General features: G+C 68.3%; 11 protein-coding genes and 2 pseudogenes. 7 read left to right on the top strand and 6 right to left on the bottom strand.

The annotated features are described in order from the left end of the window. Positions 1–65: 65 nt before the first annotated feature. From PX52LOC_RS15955 to PX52LOC_RS43875, 5 genes and pseudogenes are all read left to right on the top strand, one after another. The gene (locus tag PX52LOC_RS15955) at positions 66–1094 is read left to right on the top strand and encodes an IS110 family RNA-guided transposase (protein ID WP_149109721.1); all 1029 of its coding nucleotides are present in this window, start codon (positions 66–68) and stop codon (positions 1092–1094) included. 411 nt (positions 1095–1505) lie between these two features. Next, positions 1506–1934 (top strand): transposase, encoded by a 429-nt coding sequence (locus PX52LOC_RS43885; RefSeq protein ID WP_149111050.1) that lies wholly within the window; start codon positions 1506–1508, stop codon positions 1932–1934. Next, positions 1928–2251, top strand: coding sequence for a hypothetical protein (locus PX52LOC_RS43880; protein ID WP_149111049.1), 324 nt, complete (start codon positions 1928–1930; stop codon positions 2249–2251). Before PX52LOC_RS43885 ends, PX52LOC_RS43880 begins: the two co-directional genes overlap by 7 nt. Positions 2252–2293: 42 nt before the next feature. Next, a complete protein-coding gene (locus tag PX52LOC_RS15940; protein WP_149111048.1) occupies positions 2294–2944 on the top strand; it encodes an IS3 family transposase in 651 nt (216 codons plus the stop codon). Then, positions 2911–3057: pseudogene (locus PX52LOC_RS43875) on the top strand (IS3 family transposase); the annotation flags it as partial. The gene PX52LOC_RS15940 and the pseudogene PX52LOC_RS43875, both read left to right, overlap by 34 nt. 149 nt (positions 3058–3206) lie before the next feature. On the opposite strand, the gene PX52LOC_RS42550 reads toward PX52LOC_RS43875, so the two are convergent. After that, positions 3207–3500, bottom strand: coding sequence for a hypothetical protein (locus PX52LOC_RS42550; protein WP_246173611.1), 294 nt, complete (start codon positions 3498–3500; stop codon positions 3207–3209). Next, complete coding sequence (locus PX52LOC_RS42545; RefSeq protein WP_246173737.1) at positions 3461–4633, bottom strand: transposase; 1173 nt, start codon at positions 4631–4633, stop codon at positions 3461–3463. The genes PX52LOC_RS42550 and PX52LOC_RS42545 overlap by 40 nt, the downstream gene beginning before the upstream one ends. A 200-nt stretch (positions 4634–4833) precedes the next feature. Here PX52LOC_RS42545 and PX52LOC_RS15930 point away from each other — a divergent pair, with 200 nt between their 5' ends. Then, entirely contained in the window at positions 4834–6180 is a 1347-nt protein-coding gene (locus PX52LOC_RS15930; RefSeq protein WP_149111047.1) for an IS4 family transposase, read from the top strand. Positions 6181–6298: 118 nt separating this feature from the next. On the opposite strand, the gene PX52LOC_RS15925 is transcribed toward PX52LOC_RS15930, so the two are convergent. The 3 genes and pseudogenes from PX52LOC_RS15925 to PX52LOC_RS15915 all read right to left on the bottom strand — a co-directional run. Further along, positions 6299–6928 carry a transposase gene (locus tag PX52LOC_RS15925; protein ID WP_149111046.1) on the bottom strand — a complete coding sequence of 210 codons (630 nt, stop codon included), beginning with the start codon at positions 6926–6928 and terminating at the stop codon, positions 6299–6301. A 44-nt stretch (positions 6929–6972) separates the two neighbouring features. After that, positions 6973–7902 carry an ISL3 family transposase gene (locus PX52LOC_RS15920; protein ID WP_149111045.1) on the bottom strand — a complete coding sequence of 310 codons (930 nt, stop codon included), beginning with the start codon at positions 7900–7902 and terminating at the stop codon, positions 6973–6975. 112 nt (positions 7903–8014) lie between these two features. Next, positions 8015–8113: pseudogene (locus tag PX52LOC_RS15915) on the bottom strand (IS1595 family transposase); the annotation flags it as partial. An 862-nt stretch (positions 8114–8975) separates the two neighbouring features. Between PX52LOC_RS15915 and PX52LOC_RS15910 the strand changes: the two are divergent. Beyond that, positions 8976–17588: a tandem-95 repeat protein gene (locus PX52LOC_RS15910; protein ID WP_168219024.1), complete on the top strand. Its 8613-nt coding sequence runs from the start codon at positions 8976–8978 to the stop codon at positions 17586–17588. Between the two features lie 1276 nt (positions 17589–18864). On the opposite strand, the gene PX52LOC_RS15905 is transcribed toward PX52LOC_RS15910, so the two are convergent. Next, a complete protein-coding gene (locus PX52LOC_RS15905; protein ID WP_149111043.1) occupies positions 18865–22131 on the bottom strand; it encodes a sigma-70 family RNA polymerase sigma factor in 3267 nt (1088 codons plus the stop codon). Positions 22132–22231 lie beyond the last annotated feature (100 nt).

Below are 22231 nucleotides of genomic sequence, written 5' to 3'. Positions count from 1 at the left end.
ACGCTGGTTGCCGGAGAGGGTGGGTGTGGTCACCATCAACAGGACCACACCTTCGAGGACCAGCCATGCCCGCGGCAACGACGACCGGCCCCGTTTTCGTGGGCCTGGACTACCACACCCTGTCCGTCCAGGTGTGCGCCCTGGACCGCGGCGGCCGCGTGTTGCTCAACCAGAGTTGCGCGAACGACTGGCGGGCCATCCGCGACGCCGTCGCCCGGTTCGGCACCGACGTGCGGGCGGCCATCGAGGCGTGCAGCGGGTCGGCCGATCTGGCCGAGGAACTGGTGACCAAAGCCGGGTGGCTGGTCGACCTGGCCCACCCCGGGTATGTGGCCCGCATGAAGGGCAACCCGGACAAGACGGACTACTCGGACGCCAAGATGCTCGCCGACCTGGAGCGGGTCGGGTACCTGCCCAAGGTGTGGCACGCCCCGGCCGAGGTCCGCGAACTGCGACGGCTCGTCCGGTACCGCCAGCAGCTCGTCGGCGAGCGGCGGAACGTCAAGCTGCGGATCGGGGCCCTGCTCCGCGACAACCGGGTAGCCGCCCCCGAGGGCGTGAACCCGTGGACGGTGGCGTGGCTGACGTGGCTGACCCGCGACGCCGCCCTGAGCGAGCAGACGCGGTGGGTGATGGACCGGCACCTGGGCCGCCTGAAGGCCCTGGCCGGCGACGTCAAGGCGGCCGAGCAACGCCTGGCCCAGGTCACCGCCGAGGATGCCCTGGTCGTGAATCTGCTGACGATGAAGGGGATCGGCCTGGTCACGGCGGCCACCATCCGGGCCGAGATCGGGCGGTTCGACCGGTTCCGGACGGGCAAGCAGGCGGCCCGGTTCTGCGGGCTGTCGCCGCGGAACGCGTCGAGCGGCCAGAAGCAGGCCGACGCCGGGCTGATCAAGGCCGGCAACCCGCAGCTGCGGGTCGTGCTCATCGAGGCCGCCCACCGGCTGGTGCGGTACGACGCCCGGTGGAAGAAACTGGCGGCCGACATGAAGGGCCGGGGCAAGCCGGGGAGCGTGGTGGCCGCGGCCGTCGCCAACCGGTGGGTGCGGTGGCTGTTCCATCAGGTGCAGCCGGTGAAGGCGGCGGCGTAACGAGCCAAGAGCTGGCGAGGAGAAGAGGAGAACCACTGCGAGCCCGCGGTGTGACGACGCGCTCGGTCTAGTCCTGGGTTGCCGACCCGTCGGCCACTCGACTGTAGTTGGGGCAGTCGTCACCCGCTCGGAACCGACCCACTTGGGCTACGGGTTCACCCCGGATGCTCGGATCGAAGACTGGGCTGCACGCGGTGGCTTGAACGAATCGACTCGCTTGCTGTTGACAATCGGCCGGCGTTCATCGAAGGACTAGACCTGTATGGCTGGACCCCAGACGAAAATTAACTCACATCCGCCGACGCGATCCTGCTCGTTCAGTGGACGATCGCCCTAGGTCCTACGGACATTCAGTCTGACATTGTGGTTGGGCATTGGTGAGGGTGGGCGTCGCTCACGGAGGAGTGCGGTATGCGACATCGCCATGAGCCGACCGATCCGCAATGGGAGACGACCCCGGGCCTCTTGCCCGGCAAGGCGGGCGACCCGGGGCGGACCGCCGTCGACAACCGACGGTTCGCCAACGCCGTCCTCTCCGCCCTCAAGACCGGAATCCCCTGGGCCGACCGGCCCACGCGATTCGGTAAGCCCAACACGGTCGGGGAGCGGTTCGATCGGTGTTGCGCGGCGGGCGTGCGGGAGCGGATCGCCAAGGCCCTGGGCGACCCGGACCGGGAGGAGGTCCCGATGGACTCCACCACGGTCAAGGCTCATCCGGTGGCCTCGGCGGGGCGACGCTTGCCCCGGGGAAAAGAGGTGGCGGACGAAGCCGCGGCGGGCGGACGACCGAGCGGCATGCGGCGGTCGACCGACGGGGTCGGCGACTCACGCCGGTGGTGACGGCCGGCCCGCGTGGCGACGCCCCGCACGCGGGAGCCCTACGGGCCGGCTTTAAGCCGGGCGCTGTCGGCCATGTCGTGGCCGCCGCCGCCGACAGCGATGCGATCCGCGCGTTCGTGAGGCGGTTGGGGGCCCGGGCGTGCATCCGTCCGAACTCGACGCGGAAGCGGGTGACGTGCGACCGCCGGAGTCGGTACAAGAACCGCGACGTGATCGAGTGGTTCTTCGGCCGCATAAACGCGACCGGCGGGTGGCGACGCGGTCCGGGAAGGAAGCGGCCCACGACGCCGGCTTCGTCTGGCTCGCCGCCCGGATAAACCAGTGCGGCTGAATGGCCGGAGGACCTAGGAGAACCACCGATGACAACCCCCGCCGCCTACACCGACGACTTCCGACGCCAAGCCGTCGAGTCGATCGTCGCCGAGAAGCTCACCGTCGCCGCGGCCGCTCGTCGGCTCGATCTCAACCCCGAGCCCCCCGCAAGTGGAAGCGGAAGTACCACGCCCCCGGTGGCCCCGACCGCCCGGCCGTCCGTCGAGCAAGAACTCTGCCGCCTCCGGGAGGAGAACCGGCAACTCAAGATGGAGCGGGAGATCTTAAAAAGCGACCACCTTCTTCGCGCGGGAAGCGAGTTGACGTTCGCCTTCATCCACGACCACCGTGGCATGTGGCCGATCACCGCGATGGACTGCGTCCTCGGCGTCACGCCTGCCGGGTACTATGCCCGCCAGCAGCGGCTCTCCCGTCCCGGCGTGCGAAGGCACGCGACGTTAACGGCGGCCGTGCGGGCAGCGTTCACCGACTGTCGGCAGGTGTACGGTAACCCTCGACTGGCCCGCGTGTTGAACCGCCGGGGCGTGAACTGTTGCGAGAACACGGTGGCCAAAGTCCTCCGGGCCGAACCGCCCCACGTCTTGGACCGCCACTTCACCACCGGTACGCCGAACGCCAAGCGGACCGCCGACATCACGCACCTGTGGACGGCCGGCGGGTGGGTTGGGCTGTGGTGATCGACCTGCACGCACGGAGCGTCGTCGGCTGGGCCGTGAGCGACACGCCGGGCACGGCCTTGGTCCGCCGCGCGTTTCAGGCCGCGGTCGTGCGGCGTCGCCCGCCGGCCGGGGTTGTCATGCATTCGGATCGCGGGTGCCAGTACACAAGCGGGGAGTATCGGACGGCGGTCGCGGCGGTGATGCGTTTCAGCCGGAAGAGAAACTGCTGGGACAACGCCCCGACGGAGTCGTTCTTCGCCACGCGGAAGAAGGACTTGGTCTACCGCCGCGCGTTCGCCGACGGAGCCGAGGCCGAGCGGGCGTGGTGTTCGGCCTTGAGACGGGGTTGTCCCGGAATGCCATTCAGTTCGGCCGGAACCTCCTGCGCCAGTCGCTGTTGTCGAAGCTCCGCGCGGGGGCGGGTCACGTACGGGTACTTCTTGGCCCGCCGCTTCTGGCACCGCGGCTCGACGCGGTCCTTCCGCGCGGGGCTCACGACCACGTCCGGCAACGGCGTGCCCGGTGAGGACGACGTCAACCACCGCGGCGCGTCCACGAAGCGGATCCGCGCCACGGCACGTCCTGCCGCCGGCCGGCTCCGAGCAGGACCGCCCGGACCAGGTTGTCGGCGATGGCGAACGCGACCAACTCCTCCCTCACGCCCGCCTCCGTCTCGCACCTCCGCACGCCCATCCCGGGCGTCGTCTTCAAATGGGCCAGGTCGGTTCCCACCTGCCACCGCTGGCGGTACAGACCCGCCGGCCCGGCCGCCGGGTACGCCGGGGCGTCGAGGGGCGTGCTCACCGGGGTGACGGTACTCGCCCGGAAGCCGGGGCGGTCCACCGCGTACCGCGTCTCCCGGACGGCGAGCGTGACCGGCCGTGGCGCGTACGCCTCGGCGGTCATCCACGTCGGCCGCTGGTCCGGCTTGTACCACTCCACGACCGGATCCGTCGGGCCCAGGTTCCGCACCCACCGGGAGCGGGCCTTGCCGCTCACCTTCCGCGTGCTCCAACGGGGCGGTGGCGTGCGGCCGGGGGTGAAGTCGACGACCCGGCGGCGGCTCACCCGGAACACCCCGTGGAGGCCGTTTTGGGCCAGGAAGTACGGGCGCGCGTACGCCTCGAACGCGCGGTCCCCGACCAGCACGTCGCCGGCCCGGAGGTCCGGGTGCGGTTGGGTCACGGTCGCGATCTCGTGCGACCGCAGCGGGGCGGTGAGGAACGCCTGGAGCGGGCCCGGGCCGGCGTGGAACAGGGCGAGGGCGCGGGCGACCGGGAACCCGCACTCGGCCGCCGGGTTGGTCGGCGGGCCGAAGGCCCGTTGCAGCGGCGGCGTGTCCGGCAGGCTGACGCCCGTGCCGGCGACGAACCCCGTCCGGTGCGCCCGCCAGAGGCCGTCGGCATCGACCGCCGGCCAGAGGGCGGCCGTGACCGACCGGAGGACGGCGAGCGGGAGGCGGCCGCGGGCCTGGCGGGGCGCCGCGGCCGTGACCGACCGGCCGGTCAACCGGGGCAAGTGGGCACAGGCGGTGTTGCCGTGGAGGATCCGCAACAGGAACACGTGGATGGGGGGGACCGGGTCGAGGGCGCGGTGCCGCCGGCGGACGTTCCGGCCGCGACAGGGTTCCGCCAGGGCGAGCGGAGCGAGGGCGTTCGCCACGCCTTCACGGAGCGGCCGGACGGCGGCGCGTCGGGAGGGGGTCACGGATGAACCTCCGCGGCGCGGGCAAAGGGCCATTCCCATTGTTCGCCGGCTGCAACAGGGGCGAGTACTGGGGCGGAAGAAGTGAATGGGCCAAGAGTTCCGGCCGAACTGAATGGCATTCCGGGACAACCCGAATGCCATTCAGTTAAGCCGTAAGCGGTAAACTGACTTGACCTTCTCATCGGGGACAGGAGGTCAGGATGATACCCTCTCTTCTCACTGCGTTGCGGCAAATTCGTGCCGACGTGGCCGCGGCTCTCGCGCCCGCATCCATCCGTCACGCGTGCGAGACGGCGGGCCACACGTGGCGGGACCGGTTGCTCGACCCCGTCCATCTGCTCGTCCTACAGATCCTGCACGGCAACACGGCGTGCGCCCACCTCCCCCGCCTGACCGGGCGCTCGTTCTCCGCCTCCGCGTACTGCCAGGCCCGGGCCCGGTTGCCGTTGGCCGTCCTCCGCGCCGTGCTGGCCCGCGTGACGGACGCCGCCCGCCCGCTGGCCGACGGCGACGACGGGCGGTGGCGGGGCCTGCGGACGTTCTTCGTGGACGGGTCCGGCGTGTCCCTGCCCGACACCCCGGCGTTGCAGGCGGCGTTCGGCCAGCCGACCAACCAGGCCGCCGGGTGCGGGTTCCCCGTCGCCCGCGTCCTCATCCTGTTCCACGCCGGGACCGGCCTGCTCCTGAAACCCCGGACCGCCCCGCTCCGGTCGCACGAGGTCACCCAGGCGACGCTCACCCACGCCGAACTCCGGCCCGGGGACGTGCTCGTCGGCGACCGCGCGTTCGGCACGTTCGCGCACCTGGCGGCGCTGGCCCGCCGCGGCCTCCACGGCGTGTTTCGCAACCACCAGGGTCGCATCGTGGACTTCCGCCCCGGGCGGCCGCACGCCGTTCCCGGTTCCCACTGGGGCCACGCCGGACAACCCCGATCGCGATGGGTCCGCGGGTTCGGGCGGTCGGACCAGCTGGTCGAGTGGTACCGGCCCCAGAACCGCCCGGTCTGGTTGACGGTGGCCGAGTACGCGGCGATGCCCCGGCTGTTGACCGTGCGGGAGCTGGCGTACCGGGTGAACCGGCCGGGGTTCCGGGTCCGGTCGGTGACCCTGGTCACGACCCTGCTCGACGCGACCGCGTACCCGGCCGATGCGGTGGCCGACCGGTACCGCGCCCGGTGGGGCGTCGAGACCGACCTGGCCCATTGGAAGACGACCCTCGGCATGGACGTGTTGAAGTGCGAGACCGAAGCCGGCGTGCCGAAGGAGTTGACGGCCTTTGCGCTGGTGTACAACTTGGTCCGGGTCGTGATGTGGGAGGCCGCCCGGCGTCAGGGCGTGTGCCCCGATCGGATCAGCTTCGTCGATGCCTTGCGGTGGCTGTCGTCGGCCCCGCCCGGCACGCCGCTGCCGAACTTGATCGTCAACCCGTCACGCCCGGATCGCATCGAGCCGCGGTGTCAGAAACGGCGAGCCAAGAAGTACCCGTACATGAGCCACGCCCGACAGGAACTCCGGAGGCGCATACTCGCGGAAAGAGTTGCGTCTTAACTGAATGGCATTCGGGTTGTCCCGCAACAATGGTGGAGGTCCTCCCCTCGCACGTCGAAAGCCATTTTTCCTCCGCCGAGGTTCCTACCCCTGTGCCGCACCCGGGCCCGCAGAAGCGTCATCCCGGCCCGGCCGTAAGTTTGATGCACTTTAGCCTTCCGACCTGACCTTCTACCTGGCCGTTGCTCCACGGTTCGGTCAAAGCCGCCTGCACGGCGGCCGCGTCGGACGCCAGGCTGTCGGCCAGGTTCGACAAGTCCCGATCGCCGAGGGGGTTGGCCTTGGCGATCCACTCGGCCAGTGTCGTCTCGCTCGTCCTGCGGATCATGGCCATCAGTTCCTCGGCCAAGGCCAACGCCGCGTGGACGGCAGCGTTCGCCACCCGCACCCTGACCCGCACACGCGCCGAGTGACCGTCGGGCTTCGGGTTGGCCACCCGTAAGGACAGGGCCCGGGCCGACAGCGAAGTCCGTTCGGCCGGTGTCACGACCGCGGCAGGGTCTCGTCGTCCGGGCCGGCCGGTGCTGCCGACTCGCCGGTTCAGGTATCGGCGGGCCGCATCGTACCCGCCTGTGAAGCCCTTCGCCCGGAGGGCCTGATGTAGGTCGCGGCTGTTCCGGTTGCCGGCCGCGATCCAGTCGGCGATGAACATCGCGAACGGGTCGATGCCGCTCGGTCGGGTGCGGCCGGCTTGCCAGTCCGGACATCGGTCGAGCCGTTGGTAGCAAAGGACGGCCCGGCAACCCATCCGCAACTGCCGGGCGATCGCCCGGATCGAGAGGCCGGCCGCCGTCAGCTCTTTGACCCGTCGGAACCGCTCCTCCCGCGGCTGCCGCCTCGCAGTCTTCCGCCGCTGCGTGCCTGTGAGAGGGGCCGCCGGCTCGGGGAGGCGGGCGGGGTGTCGACCGGGGCCGTGGGTGCCTGATCCGCCGGTGCGTTCACCGCGGCGTTGGCCGCCCGGACGTCGGCGGCGACGCGGGACAAGATCTTCTCGACCGCCTCCCGCACGTTGGTCAACAGGTGGAAGCGGTCGGCCACCTGCTTCGCCTGCGGGGCAGCCGCCGTCGCGACCTGGATGTACGCCGGCCACCGGTCGCGGGTGATGACCTCGACTGGCAGGTGGGCCTGCCACGCCTTCACAGCCTCGCCGTCCCGGCCGGGCAACAGGTCGATGACGGTGCCGCGCTCCAGGTCGACGAGGATAGTCCCATACGTGTGCCCTTTGCGGGTCGCCCAGTCGTCGATGCCAACGTACCGCGGCCGCGGGGCCGGCTCGTCCGGACCGTCCTTGATGCGGCGGAGGATGGTGTCTGGGCTGGTTGCCAAGCCGAGGCCCGCGGCCAGCCGCGTTCCGGCTTCGCCGCCCACGGACAAGCCGATCCGGCGATGGACCGCGGTGAGATCGCTGGTGGCACGGGCGTGCAGTTCGGCCAGTTCCGGGAGTCGCTCGCAGAACACCCGCCGCGGGCAATCCGTTCGCCAGCAGGCGAACTTTCGAGCGGTGACCGCGAACGAGACGGGGAAGCCGAGGCACGGCCGATCGTGCAGGGTGCGGCGGTACCGGCCGTGGACGGTCGTCGTGACCGACCAGCACTTTGGGCAGATCGCCCCGTCACCCGTGGTGACGAGCGTGAGGGACACGAGGCCGGACGTGACGGCCACGGCGGCGATGCAAACGCCCGCGTCGGCCGGCAGAAGGAATCGGAGGAAGGCGGCATCCATGACGGCGAATGGCCGGCGGCCGACTCAAGGGTAAAGGGAATTCGGGTGCCGGGAATTGTACACCTGTACCCACCAAAAGTGCTGAAGAGCCCGTCTCAAAGCCGAGCACCGCCCGCTCGAAGAAGCCGAACACGACCACTTTTCCCTCCCCACAGCCCCGCTTGCCCTTCCGTCGGCCGCCGAAGGAACTCTCGTCGAGTTCCAACTCGCCGAGCAAGGCCCGCTTCTCCTCGCCGGCCAACCGGGCCAAGGCCTTGTGGGTGGCGTGGTGGGCGGTCAACGTGAGGGCAATTGCCTTAGCCAACTTGGTCCAGGTGGGCACGAAGAACTCGTCGAGGATAGCTGTCTGGCAACGGCCGCGCGATCTTCTCGGAAGTGCGGTCAACTTCGTGTGCGGAAATTCGTTCACCTTTTGCGCTGACGCTTCAAGCTTCTCCTCAGTCGCTTGTCAGGGTTCAACTCACGCAAAGCAGCGGAATGACGGCATGGGAAAGTGATAAGCCCAGAACCACTCAACTTCTTCAATCCGTGCAACCAGTACAGTCGAACTGTCCAGCAAAAAGAATCGGGTCTGACTGACGAGGGGCAGTCTTGGAGGGAACGTGTCGTGAGCTACAAATCCGTGCCCTCGTAGGAATTCATGTGACCCTCTAAACTCCCCCTGACTTTCCTTCTAATGGGCGTACCCACAAGCGACGCCCTCCCATTGCAAATGTAGTTGATCAATATTGCCACGAAAACGGTTGACCCGATGGCTCAACCGTTGGCGGCGCTAACGAGCGGTGAAGTTTTGGGGAACCCAAGAAACCTCGGCTAACCATCCTTGCCAGACTTGCAGGGGGCGATTAATATTCGTGAGAAAATCTTCCATTTACTGTCGACTGCTCGATTGATTCTTCTGGCACGACTATTCGTTTAGGAGCAGCAAGAGACAAGAATCGATCATTACTTTCCTTAAACCACCTGGGAATTTCCGTATGCGCCGAACGACATCCGCCCCCCGTCGCTCCGCTTGGTTAGGCCGTTCGATCCTCGGTTTTGAACGACTCGAAGACCGCGCTCAACCGGCAACCTTGACCTTAACCCTGGCGAACGCTTCTCTCGTTGAGAACGGGCCTTCGACCACCGCCACCCTCACCCGCACGGGTGATCTTTCGCAGGCGCTCAGCGTCGCGATTGCCAGCAGCGACACGACCGAAGTCGTGGCTCCCGGAACGGTGGCCATCCCGGCCGGTCAGGCGTCCACCACGTTCACTGTGACGCCGGTCGATGACGCAATCGTGGACGGCCTCCAAGCCGTAACCCTTACCGCGACGGCGTTGACCGGTGGAACCTCGGTCGGCCTGGATACGTCCTACGGTAACGGCGGGTTGGCGACCGTGCCCCTGGAGGTTCGCTGGGATCCGGGATACGCCGACGTCCTCGCCCTGCCCGACGGGAAGACCGTGGCCGTCGGACCGTCGAAAGTTCTCACCAACGCATGGGCGGTTTCCCGGCTGACCACTGACGGTCGGCTGGATTCCACGTTCGGCGGTGTCGGGACCGTCCACACCCTGTTCCCCGGGACGGTCGGTTCGGCCTTCCCTCGCGCCGTGACGGTGCAACCGGACGGCAAACTCCTCGTCGCCGGATCGGTCGATAACGACCGTGGGGCCGATTGGGGCCTCGCTCGGTACAACCCGGACGGCACCCTCGATTCGACGTTCGGCACGGGCGGCCTGCGCGTCTACGACTTCGGTAAGTACTCCATCGTGGCCGCCGTTCAGGTGGAAGCGAACGGCAACATTCTTGTCAGCGGGATCGGAGGCACGAGTGACGGGTTCTACGTGGCCCGCCTGGACTCAACAGGCGCTCGCATCGCCGAGCGCACGCTCGTCGTGGACACCGACCCGATGCACTTCCACGCCATCGACGACATGGCCGTGGGGGCAGACGGGAAGATCCTCCTCGTCGGGCACGTCGGCCCCGACGCTTCGTCGTTCGTCGTGGTCCGGTTGACCGCGGCGTTGGCCCCCGACACGTCGTTCGCGGCCGGCGGCGTCCGCACGCTGCCGGCGACTGCGTTCGGGTCACAGTACGCGACCGCCGAACCGAGTGGGGTGGCAGTCCTCCCCGGCGGCAAGGTCGTCGTCGCGGGCACCGTCCAATCCCCGAACATTGCCGGCCGCGGCGACTTCGCGGCCGCCCGACTGAACGCCGACGGCACTCTCGACGCGACCTTCGCCGGCGACGGCACCGCAACACTCAACCTGGGTACATCGGTTGCGTCCCGGGACGACGGGGCCCTCGGTCTGGCCGTCCAACCCGACGGCAAGGTGGTCCTCGGCGGTTACACGTGGCCCGGCGTGGGCGGATCGGACCAGGCCATCGCCCGGCTGAACGCCGACGGCACCCCGGACCTGACGCTCAACGGCACCGGCTGGTACGTCGCCCCAAACCAACCGAGCCTCTTCGAACAGATCTACGCCATCTCCCTCCAGCCCGACGGACGCTTGGTAGCCGTGGCCGGGTACTACACCGACTTTTGGGTCGCCCGGTTCAACCTGCCGACCGGCGACCGACCAACCGCGACGGCCGCCCTGACCGTCGCGGACGACGACGTTGTGCCGGCATCTCTCACACTGACCATTTCCCCGACGACCTTTTCCGAAGCGGCCGGGACGACCGCGGCGACGGGCACCGTCACGCGGGGCGGCCTGCCGCTGAACGTAGCCTTGGTGGTCACGCTCGCCAGCAACGATACGACCGAGGCCACGGTGCCGGCGAGCGTCACCATCCCCGCGGGGCAGGCGTCGGCGAGTTTCTCCGTGGCGGCCATGAACGACACCCTGACGGACGGCACCCAGGCCGTCAGAATTACCGCGACGGCGGCCGGTTTGACGGCCACGGCGAACATTTCCGTGACCGACGACGAGCCGGCGCTCACGGTCACGATCGACCGGGCGAGCGTGCTGGAACAGGCCGGGGCGAACGCCGCGGTCGGCACCGTAACCCGGGCGAACACGCCGCTCGATCAGGCCCTCGTGGTCAACTTGACGAGCAGCGACACGACCGAGGCCACGGTGCCGGCGAGCGTCACCATCCCGGCTGGTCAGGCGTCCGCCACCTTCCCGGTGTCCGGGGTCGACGACACGATCACGGACGGCCCCCAGGGCGTTACGATCACTGCCACGGCCACCGGGCCGGGGGCGGCCGGGCCGATTGCCTACGACACCGCCTGGGGCAGCAGCGGGTGGATCAGCGGCGTGGTCCGGGGCCGGGTCGCGGTCCAGGTGGACGGGAAGTTGCTCGTCGCCGGCACCTACGGCACAGTCGGGTCGAACGCCGACTTCGTCGTCCGCCAGTACAACGCCAACGGCACGACCGACGCCACGTTCGGCACCAACGGGGCCACCTACGTCAACGCCTTCGGTCCGTCGGATCAACTCGAAGCGATCCTTGTTCAGCCGGACGGCAAGGTCCTCCTGATCGGGTCGGGTACGAGTGCCACGACGCTGCCCGGCACGATCGTCCTTGCCCGCCTGCTGGCGAACGGGGCACTGGACACCTCCTTTGGCACGGGCGGCATTTCTCGGCTCAACTTCGGCACGAGTGTCGCCGCGTCTCCTACCGATGCCGCCCTCCAGTCGGACGGCAAGATCGTCTTGACCGGCAACGTCGGTGGGGCGTTCGCCGTGGCCCGCCTGACCGCAAACGGCACCCTCGATACGACGTTCGACGGCGACGGATGGGCGACGACGGCCTTCAGCGCGGCGAACAGCCGGGCGATGGCGGTCGCGGTTCAACCCGACGGCAAGATCGTGGCGATCGGGCACACCAACGACGGAACGGCCGCGCAAAAGTTCGTCCTCGCCCGGTACAACGCGAACGGGTCGTTGGACACGACCTTCAACACCACCGGCAAGGTCGAGAGTGCGCTGAATTACGCCTATCAAAGCGGATCGGACGTGGTCGTGCAGGCGGACGGCAAGATCGTCCTTGCCGGATCGGTGCGGGCCAACGCCACCACCACGAGCAACGATTTCGTGGTGGTGCGCTACACCACGACAGGGTCAGTCGATACCGGCTATGCTGCGAGCGGCGTGGTTTACGAGTCCGCCGCATCCACCGTCGCCGGCGCGCCCGTTCGCCTGATCCTTCAGCCCGACGGGCGGATCATCGCCGCGGGCACGACGGGGGCGCCCACCACGTCCCGTAGCCGCATCCTCCGCCTGTCCACAACCGGGGCGGTCGAAGCCCGGACCGATTCGACCTGGACCACGTCCTCGACCCAGTCGATCGCGCTGGACACCGCCGGAAACGTCTACCTCGCCTACAACTACGGCTCCGGCGGCACGAGCGGGTACGTCGATCGCTTCAAGACAACCACCGGGTCGGTGGCCGTCGGCACGCCCGCCACAACCCGGCTGAACGTGCTCGACAACGAGCCGTTCGCCGCGGTGGCCGACGCTTACTCGGCGACGGAGGACACGACCCTCGTCGTCGGCGTGGCGACCGGGGTTCGGGCGAACGACACCGTCACCGCGGGAATCAGCGTGGCGGCCGAAGTCCTCACGCAGCCGACCCGCGGGACGCTCACGCTCGCCGCCGACGGCAGTTTCACGTACCGGCCGAACCCCGACGCCTTCGGCACGGACACGTTCACCTACCGCCTCCGCGACGGCACCGCGTACTCGAACACCGCGACCGCCACGATCACCGTGGCCAACGTGAACGACGCCCCGGTCGCCCTGGACGACGCTTACACGGTGGACGAGGACACCACGCTCTCCCCGGCGACCGCCGCCGCACAGACCTCGCTGACGATGGTGAGCGAGACCGGCGACTACATCGGCCAGGGGAGGACGTATAACCTGTCGCCGGCCACCGGCACGTTCACCGTGTCGGGCACGGCGGCGTTCGTCCGGATCCGTTACTACAACCCGGCCGGCACCGCCGACTGGTGGGATCTGTACTTCCGTTCACAATACGACAGCGTGCCGCTGACCCCCGGCACGTACCTGAACGCCGAGCGGGCGTCCTTCCGCACGGTCGGCAAGCCGGGGTTGGACGTGAGTGGGCAGGGCCGGGGGTCGAACACACTGACCGGCCAGTTCACGATCTTGCAAATCGAGACGAACGCCGCCGGGCAGATTACCCGCTTCGCGGCCGACTTTGAGCAGCACTCCGAGGGTTGGACGTCGGCCCTCCGCGGGTCGGTGCGGTTGAACTACGCCCCCGGCGGGACCGGCGTTCTGACGAACGACACGGACGCGGACGGCGACCCGCTGACTGTCGCCCTCGTCTCGGGGCCGAGTCACGGCCAACTCACGCTCAACCCGAACGGCACGTTCATCTACAAGCCGGCCGCGAACTACAACGGGCCGGACTCGTTCCAGTACCGGGCGAGCGACGGTGCGCTGGTCAGCAACGTGACCATGGTGAACCTGACCGTGAGGCCGGTGGACGATCTGCCCCCGGTGACCGTCGCCGACACGGCGACCACGGCCGAAGACACGCCGGCCGTCATCGACGTGCTGGCCAACGACACCGACCCGCAAGGGTTGGTCCTGACGCCGGCGGTCGTGACTCAGCCGGCGAACGGCACGGCGTCCGTGAACGCCGCCGGCCGGGTCGTTTACACGCCGCGGGCCAACTTCTTCGGGACCGACATCTTCACGTACCGTGCGACCAGCAGCGAGGGGGCGGGAAATGCGGCCACCGTGACGGTCACGGTCACGCCCGTCCCGGACGCACCAGTTGCCACATCGGATAGTTACGACCTGAATCAAGGGGGAACCCGCACGGTTGGTGCCCCGGGCGTGCTCGGCAACGACACCGACCCGGACGGTGACCCGCTCACGGCGGCCCTCGTGTCCGGTCCGGGGAACGGAACGCTGACCCTGAACCCGGACGGGTCATTCACCTATGTGCCGGCCCCGGCCTTCTTTGGGACCGACACGTTCACATATGCCGCCGTCGACGGAACCGGCATGACCGTGACCGCGCTGGTCAAGCTGCTAGTTGTGCAGACCAACCGGCCGCCGACGGCTGCGGACGACGTGGCCGCCGGGGACGAAGACCAGATCATCGGCATCGACGTCCTCGCGAACGATACCGACCCGGACGGCAACCTACTCTCCGCCCTCGTCCTGACCCAACCGGCTCACGGCTCGGCGGCCGTGAGCGCCAACAACGGCCGGGTCTATTACACCCCGGCGGCGAACTGGTTCGGCACCGACACCTTCACCTACCGTGCGTTCGACGGCCTCGTGTACAGTGCCCCGGCAACGGTAACGGTGACGGTCAGGCCGGTAGACGACGCCCCGATCGCCCGGCCCGACTCCTTCGACGTGCTCGAAGACAACACGCTGACCGTTGGTGCCCCCGGCGTCCTCGGCAACGATACGGACATCGAAGGCGACCCCATCACCGCCGGCCTGGTGACGTCGCCCGCGAACGGCACCCTGACACTCAACGCGGACGGCAGTTTCACCTACACGCCGAACTCGAACTTCAACGGCCAGGACCGGTTCACGTACCGGCCGTCCGACGGCCAGTTGAGCGGCACGCCGGTGACCGTCACGATTAACGTCGCGCCGGTGAACGACCCGCCGGTCGGCAACGCGGATTTCCTGACGACGTACGAGGACAGCTCGCTGAACATCCTCCCGTCCGATCTGCTCAAGAACGACACCGATCCCGAGCAAAATCCCCTCTTGATCGGCAGCTATACCCAGCCCGCTCACGGGACGCTCACGCGGGCCGTCTCGTTCATCGGCTACGTGTACCGGCCGAACCCGAACTTCTTCGGCACGGACACGTTCACTTACCGCCCGTCCGACACGCTCAGTTACGGCCCGTCCGACGGGCAACTCTTGGGGAACGAGACGACCGTCACCATCACCGTGGTCCCGGTGGCCGACGCGCCGGTCGGGGTCAACGATGCGTACACGGTGGCCGAGGACGGCACCCTGATCGTCCCGGCCGCCGGCGTGCTGGCCAACGACACCGATCCGGACTCGCCCGTTTTGACCGCCGTGCTGGTGTCCGGCCCCGCCCACGGTACGCTGAACCTCGCCGCGAACGGCGGTTTCACCTACACACCGAACGCGAACTACAACGGGCCGGACACCTTCACCTACCGGGCGAACGACGGTTCAGCCGACAGCAACCCGGTGACGGTGTCGATCACCGTAACGGCCGTGAACCACGCGCCGATCGGAACCCCGGACGTGTACACAGTCGGTGAAGACGGCGTTCTCACAGTGCCGGCTACCGACGGCGTACTGGTCAACGACACCGATGCGGACGGCGATACCCTCACGGTGGACCTCCTCTCCGGCCCGGCGAGCGGCGGCTTGATACTCTCACCGAACGGCCGGTTCACCTACACACCGAGCCCGAACTTCTTCGGTACGGATACGTTCACCTACCGCCCGGTCGATGGGCAAGTCGTCGCGGCTAACCCGGTCACTGTGACGATCACGGTCACGCCCGTCAACGACGTTCCCGTCGGCTTGCCCGACGCCCTGGCCGCGATTGAAGACACCCCGCTCTTCATCACCACCCCCACGCTCCTGGCGAACGACCTCGACCCGGACGGGGACCAACTGACCCTCGCGGCCGTGACACAGCCAGCCCACGGCACGCTCACGGCCGCCCTGACCACGGCCGGCTACGTGTACCGGCCCGACCCGAACTTCTTCGGCACCGACACGTTCACGTATCGGCCGTTCGACGGGCTGGTGTTGGGAGACGTGGTCACAGTCACCATCACCGTCGCTCCGGTGAACGACCCGCCGACGGCGACGCCCGACACGATGCAGTTGGCCGAGGACACGACGGGCACGGCCGCCGTCTTGGCGAACGACGCCGACGTGGACGGCGACGCGCTCACCGTCACGGGTATCGGCCAGGCTGCGCACGGGACGGTGTCCCTCTCCGCGGCGGGCGTGACGTACACCCCGGCGGCGGACTTCTTCGGTAGCGACTCGTTCACGTACACGATCTCCGACGGCAAGGGCGGCACGGCGACCGGCACGGTAACTATCTTCGTCTCCGCGGTGAACGACGCTCCGACGTTGGCGGCCCTCGATGACCGAACCATCGCCACGGGCGTCGGCCAGCAAACCGTGACGCTGGCCGGAATCACGGCCGGCGCACCGAACGAGGACGACGTGTTGACCGTCACCGCGACGTCCAGTAACCCCGGCCTCATCCCGAACCCGACCGTCGTCTACTCCTCCCCGGTTTCCACGGGCACGCTACTGCTCACGCCGATCGCCAACGCCTCCGGGACGGCGGTCATCACGGTCACGGTTAGCGATGGGCAACTCTCGGTAGTCCGTCAGTTCACCGTGACTGTCACATCGGTGAATAGCGCGCCGACCACGACGGGCCTACCCGCGGTCACGTTGCTGGAAGACGCAACCGCAACGAACATCCCCCTCGGCGACGGGTTCGCGGACGCCGAGAGCGGGTCGGCGGGGCTGACGTACACGGTCGTCGGGAACACGAACGCGACCCTCTTCTCGGCCGTGACCGTGACCGGCGGAACGCTGAAACTGACACCCGCAGCCAACGCCAACGGGTCGGCCACGCTGACGATCCGGGCGACCGACACCGGCGGGTTGTCCGTGCAAACCACGCTGTTCGTGACCGTCACCCCGGTGAGCGACGCCCCGTCGTTTACCCCCGGTGGGGACCAGACTGTAACGGCCGGCAGCGGCCCGAAAAAGGTCGGCGGGTGGGCCACGGGCATTTCTCGCGGCCCGGCCGACGAGGCGGCACAAGGACTGACGTTCCTGGTCAGCACCTCGAACCCCGAACTCTTCGTCGTGCCGCCGGCCATTGACCCCGCGACCGGCACGCTCACGTTCATTCCCGAAGCGAGTGCCACCGGCACGGCGACCGTCACCGTCACCCTCCGCGACACCGGCGGCGGGACCGACACGTCAACCCCGCGCACCTTCACGATCGCCCTCACGCCGAACGGCCTGCCGACGGCTGTCGGCGTGCGCAAGATCGGGACGGACGTCATCATCACCGGTGGTGAAGGGGCGGACACGGTGACGATCACCGTGCAGGGCGTGCAAATCAGGGTGGAGGCGTACCTCTCCGGCGGCAAGTATGTGTACTACTTCCCCGGTGTTTCGCGGGTCGTCGTGGACACGAAGGGCGGCAACGACACGATCACGTTCGCGAGTACCCTGACAATTCCCACGTGGACGGACGCCGGCGCCGGCGACGACACGGTGACCGGCGGCGGCGGGCCGGACGAGATTTACCTCGGGGCCGGCGACGACACCGCCGACGGCGGAGCCGGAGACGATTTCATCGCCGGCGGGGCCGGGGCAGACGTGATCCAGGGCGGGGTCGGCAGCGACACGATTTACGGCGGCGACGGGAACGACCTCATCATCGGCGGCCCGCAGGTCGATCAACTGTTCGGGCAGGACGGGAATGACATCGTAATCGGCGGGTCGGCGGCGGTGTCGAATCCAGCTACCGATTCGCTCCGCAAGGTGTTGACCGACTGGGACCCGACCCGCGCCGGGGTCTACGCGGACCTCCGCACCCGGCTCCAAGTCAGCCCCGACGGCACCAACAATCGACTGACCGGCGGGACCGGCACCGACTGGTTCTGGGCCGTTACCCCGCCGGACACGATCGACGACCTAGAACCGGGAGAACAACGGAACTGAGAGTCTCTTTGATCTCGACATGACGATTTCCGCTGTGTTCGCGGGCGTAGCCGGGGCAGTTAACTGCCCCGGCTACGCCCGCGATGTGATTCTGTCAGTATGCCGCGGCCAAAGTGAGACGTGACAGTGCCGAGATCACGTCCTGCCTAACACCGGACCGTGGCCGTATTCCTCACAGAGCTTCTCGCAGATCGCCGAATAAAGAACCTCAGGTCGTATGCAACTTTTGAAACGCACTGTGCAAGATCTGCGCAGGACGATCCCCGCTTCCGTCAGCAGATTCACCCGCGGAACTTCGAATCACACCGCATCGAAGGACGGCGCGTCTTTCCGCCATCGCGGTTGCTCTTGGTGACTGGCAGAATCCCTCTTCAGGATTGAAGGAGATTTCTCCCATGAAACATTCACTGCTTACTGATCTGTGTTCGCGGCTCTTCGCCGTAGTCCTGGCGTTCGCGGCCTTGTCCGCCCTGGCAAACGTGCCGGACCGCGCGAGCCGCGATCGAACTTTATCGCCGTTCAGTAATGCCGTGGCAGAGCGGGAGAATCACTCTCTGGGGGGCGGCTTTCCACTTGCTCAAGACACCGATTTTAGTTTCCCGAGGGCGAACCACGGAATAGTCGGCCGTACTTCCAAATCCGGCGGTACCGTCAACCCTTTTGCGACCCCTAGTAGCGCGGTCCGACTCGGTTTGACGGATGCCGAACACCTTGGTGAACCCAGCACGGAGCCTTCGGATATAATCGAAACTGGTTTGTGATCCTGTGCTGTGGGGCAAGCCTATGTCGTTTCGGCGGGACGGGGAAAGGTCACTTGCTTGGAAGCGATGGGTCGCTCGACACCATGTTGAGTTGACCGCCACCGGTGTGCCGGAAACTGTTTATTCCGATGAGTTTCGTTGGGGCCGGTTTCTCGGAGAGGGCGGGCTGGATTGGGAAACAGGCTGGCGAGTTGAGATGCTTTCCCCACAACAAGCCGAAGCCCTCCACCACCTGATTACCAGAGAGGTTCCGCGGCCCGACCTTGCATGTTGTCTCCGCTCACTCACAGCAGTCATCCGCCAGCACAGGGAACGTCAGTCGAATCAAGTGTGACGGACCACTCGATGCCCTCCGGGTGAAATGATGTCCCTTTTTACATCGCACAATGAGCACTCCGGCCCCGAGCGGGTTCCGGTCCGACGAGATGGCCAGCCTCGTGCCCGCGTCCCTTTGGCCTCGGGGGCGTGGCACGAGCGGTCGGCCGAGATGGTTCAGTCTGAATGGCAGGTTCAACTCATCGCCGCAGGCGGGCGAGGCGGGCCTTCGCATCGCGCGTGAGGGATGCGTCCTCGGCCCCGGTTGCCAGGCGTTCCATCAAGGTCCTCGCGTCGTCGGTGGCGATCCACGCCAGCACTTCCATCGCCCGCAGTTGCCGCAGACGATCGGACGCCGGCGTCCCAGCTCGGAACTTCTTCAGGGCATCCTCCACCCGCTCCCGAGCCTCGGCCGACGGCGTCGTTTTCAGGAACCGCTCCAACGCCGGCACCGCGTCCGGGCCGAACGCCGCAACGTCCTGGATCGCTTGCCGCCGGACCGCGAACGCCGCGGCGTCGAGGTCGTTTAGCGCGGCCGCGAGTTTGGCACCGTCGATCGCGGGTGCGGGTTTCAATCGCTCGGCGAACAGCGCGACGGCCTCCTTCGGCGTGTCGGCCAGACTCCGCATCGCCGCGTAAGCGACGACGGCATCGGGACTGCCCAGGTCCCCCCAGGGCCGCGGCACCGCCCGCACCGCCGCCCGCGGATGTTGGTTCGCGAGGGCGACGGCGTCCCACACCAAGATCGTCGAGTCGTCGCTGCACGTCGCCAACGACCGCCCGTCCGGCGTGAAGGCCAGCCCGCGGATGGGCTCGTCGTGGCCGCCGAACGGCTTCAACAACTCATTGCGGCGGGCTTCCCACAACTGGACGAGCCGGTTGTTGGCCGCCCACGCCAGGAAACGGCCGTCCGGCGAGAACGTCAGCCCGTGACTCGGGTACTCCCGTGGTCGGAGGTGCGCCCGCTCGGCGCGGGTGGCCAACTCGTACACGCGGACGCCCTCCACGCTCGCGGCCGCCATCGTCCTGCCGTCCGGGCTGAACGCCAGCCCCATCGGCGCGAACACCTTGCCGGGAAACGACGGTTCCTCCTCCCACATCGGGAGCGCCCAGAACCGCACACGCCCCTCGTCGGACGCGGCGAACGCCCCGCCGTCCGGGCGGAACGCGCACGCGATGTCGTAGGACACCCTCAGCTTCAGGTGCAGTACGGTCTTTTGCGTTCGCACGTCCCACACGCGGACCGTCTGTTCGCGGCCGGACCACGCGGCGAGCCACCGCCCGTCGGGCGAAAACGCCAGCCGGAGCATCGCCCAGTGGTCGGCCGCCAACCGGGCGAGTCGCTTACCCGTCGCGCGGTCGTAGACTTGGACCGACTCCAGGTCGGTCCCTGGCACGGCGATCACCGTGCCGTCGGGACTGGCGGCGAACCCGCCGGCGTTCAAGTCCTGTTCCACCGCCAGTTGCCCGACGGGTTCGCCGGCCGACACGTCCCACGTGCGGACAGTCGCGTCCTTCCCAAACGAAAGCACTTTTCCGTCCGGCACAGCCGCGATGCCGTAGACGACGCCCGTGTGCCCGACGGCCGGCGGCGTCGCCCGCCCGGTGGCGAGATCATAAAAGTGCAGGGCCGTCTCGCCCCAGAACAACACTTCCAACCGCCGGCCGTCACCGGAGATCGCCCACTCGTCGACACCCCGGTCGCGGCCGAGGTCGATGGTGCGAACCACCTTCCCGGACGGCCACTCCCGCAGGTGGGCGACGCGCTGGCCGCCGGTCACGAACGTCTTGCCGTCCGGGGTGAAGGCGACCGATGTCGCGGCCCATTTCGGGTACTCGCGGACCGCCGGCCGCTCCTTGCCAGTCGCAATGTCCCACACGCGCACCGCCGTCCCGGCCGTGCCGACGACGAGCGCAGTGCCGTCCGGTGAGAGGGCGTAGTTCCGCCCGTCGTCGCGGGAGAGAATCGGGAACGTGCGGGTCACGCGGCCGCGGGCGGCATCAATGACGTGAATCTCATTCGTGTTCTCGCCGCGTGCCAGAATCGACCGACCGTCCGCGGCATACCCGATCGGGCGGAGCGCCTGCCCTGGGGTCTTGCACGTCCACAACTCCTTGCCGGTGGTCGCGTCCCAGCAGACGATGCCGTTCTCCGAGTACCGGCGGCGGCCGAGGAACTGCTTGCCGTCGGATGAGAACCAGGTTTCGTCGATCCCCTTCCACTGGGCGTCGGTCAGTTCCTGGGTCTGCTTCCAGACGTCCTCGCGCTTCGCCAGGTCGTAGAGCGTGAGCGTCCACGTTTGCTTCGGCTCGTCATTCTGCCCGCGGAGGCGAAGGCCGGAGTAGTGGATGTAGGTGTTCGAAAAGATCGCCCTTTTCCGGTCCGGAGTGAACCCGGCGACGTCGTGATGCGGGGGCACAGGCCAGCGGTCGGTCACGAGACCCGTGCCGGCGTCGAGGCGGTGAATTTCAGCCCCGTCCTCGGTTCGCTGGACGACGAAGTACGCCCGGCCGTCCGGCGTGCCGTACCAGTTGTACGGGTACGACGGCACGCGGTGACGGCGGCTGCCGAGACGGGCGACGGCCCCCGGCGGCAACGGATCGCCCCGGCGGGCCACGCCGCCCGCCTTCGCCACCGGCAGCGGCTTCGGTTCCGCGGGCTTCGCGGGCGGCGGGTCGGCCGGCATCATGGCCACCGCGGTCCCGACAGCGAGCGTCGCGAGCAGTGCGACGGCCGCGAGCTTGACTTTCGTCGCGAAAAAGCCGGTAGCGAGGGCCGCGACGCGGGCCGGCACCTCGCCACCGCACGCCGCCTCGCACGTCCGCTCGAACAGTTCGCGGCCGGCCGCGCTCCCGCGGTCGGCTTGCAACAGCCCGGCGAACAGGACGCCCGAGAGCGTCACGCTCCGTCGCACCAGGCGGGCGTGCAGGAATTCCTTGCCGCGGGCGAGTCGATCCTTGAACGTCCCCAGCGAGCACCCCAGAGCCGCGGCCGCCTCGTCGCGGGTCTTTCCTTCCAGGTGGCACAGCACGATCGGATCGCGGTACCGCGCGGACATCCCGGCGAGTTCCTCGTGGAGAATCGTCTCCGCCTCGCGTAGTGTCAGCGCGTCCGCCGGGTCGGCGGCCGGGTCGGGAACCGTCACGGGTCCCGCCCGCCGGGCGGCCTTCGCCCGGCACTTGCGTGCTACGCGCGTGGCGACGCCGTACAACCACGGGCCGACGGCGTCCGGGCGGCGAAGGGCGGCCGCCTTCTGCACGAACAGGAGGAACGTCGCCTGGTACGCATCCTCGGCGGCGTGTTGGTCGCCGAGCAACCGGCGGCAGACGCGGAGAACCATCGGGCCGTGCCGGTCCTGGATGGTGGTGAACGCCGCCCCGTCGCGGTGCCGGACGAAACGGGCGACCAGTTCGCCGTCGGGTATGGCAGCCCCGACGAAACGGAGGGTGATAGCGGCGGCGGACATCTCACATCCCTGGGGGACAACGCCAGTCTACCCCGAATACTCCCGGAACTCTGAACCGCGGCTGGGGAATTTTTGATAGTGGCGACCGTACCTCGCGAAC

The organism is Limnoglobus roseus, assembly GCF_008254045.1.
Taxonomy (GTDB): domain Bacteria; phylum Planctomycetota; class Planctomycetia; order Gemmatales; family Gemmataceae; genus Limnoglobus; species Limnoglobus roseus.
The sequence above is the reverse complement of the archived record's forward strand: the minus strand, read 5'-3'. Positions and strand labels throughout refer to the sequence as shown.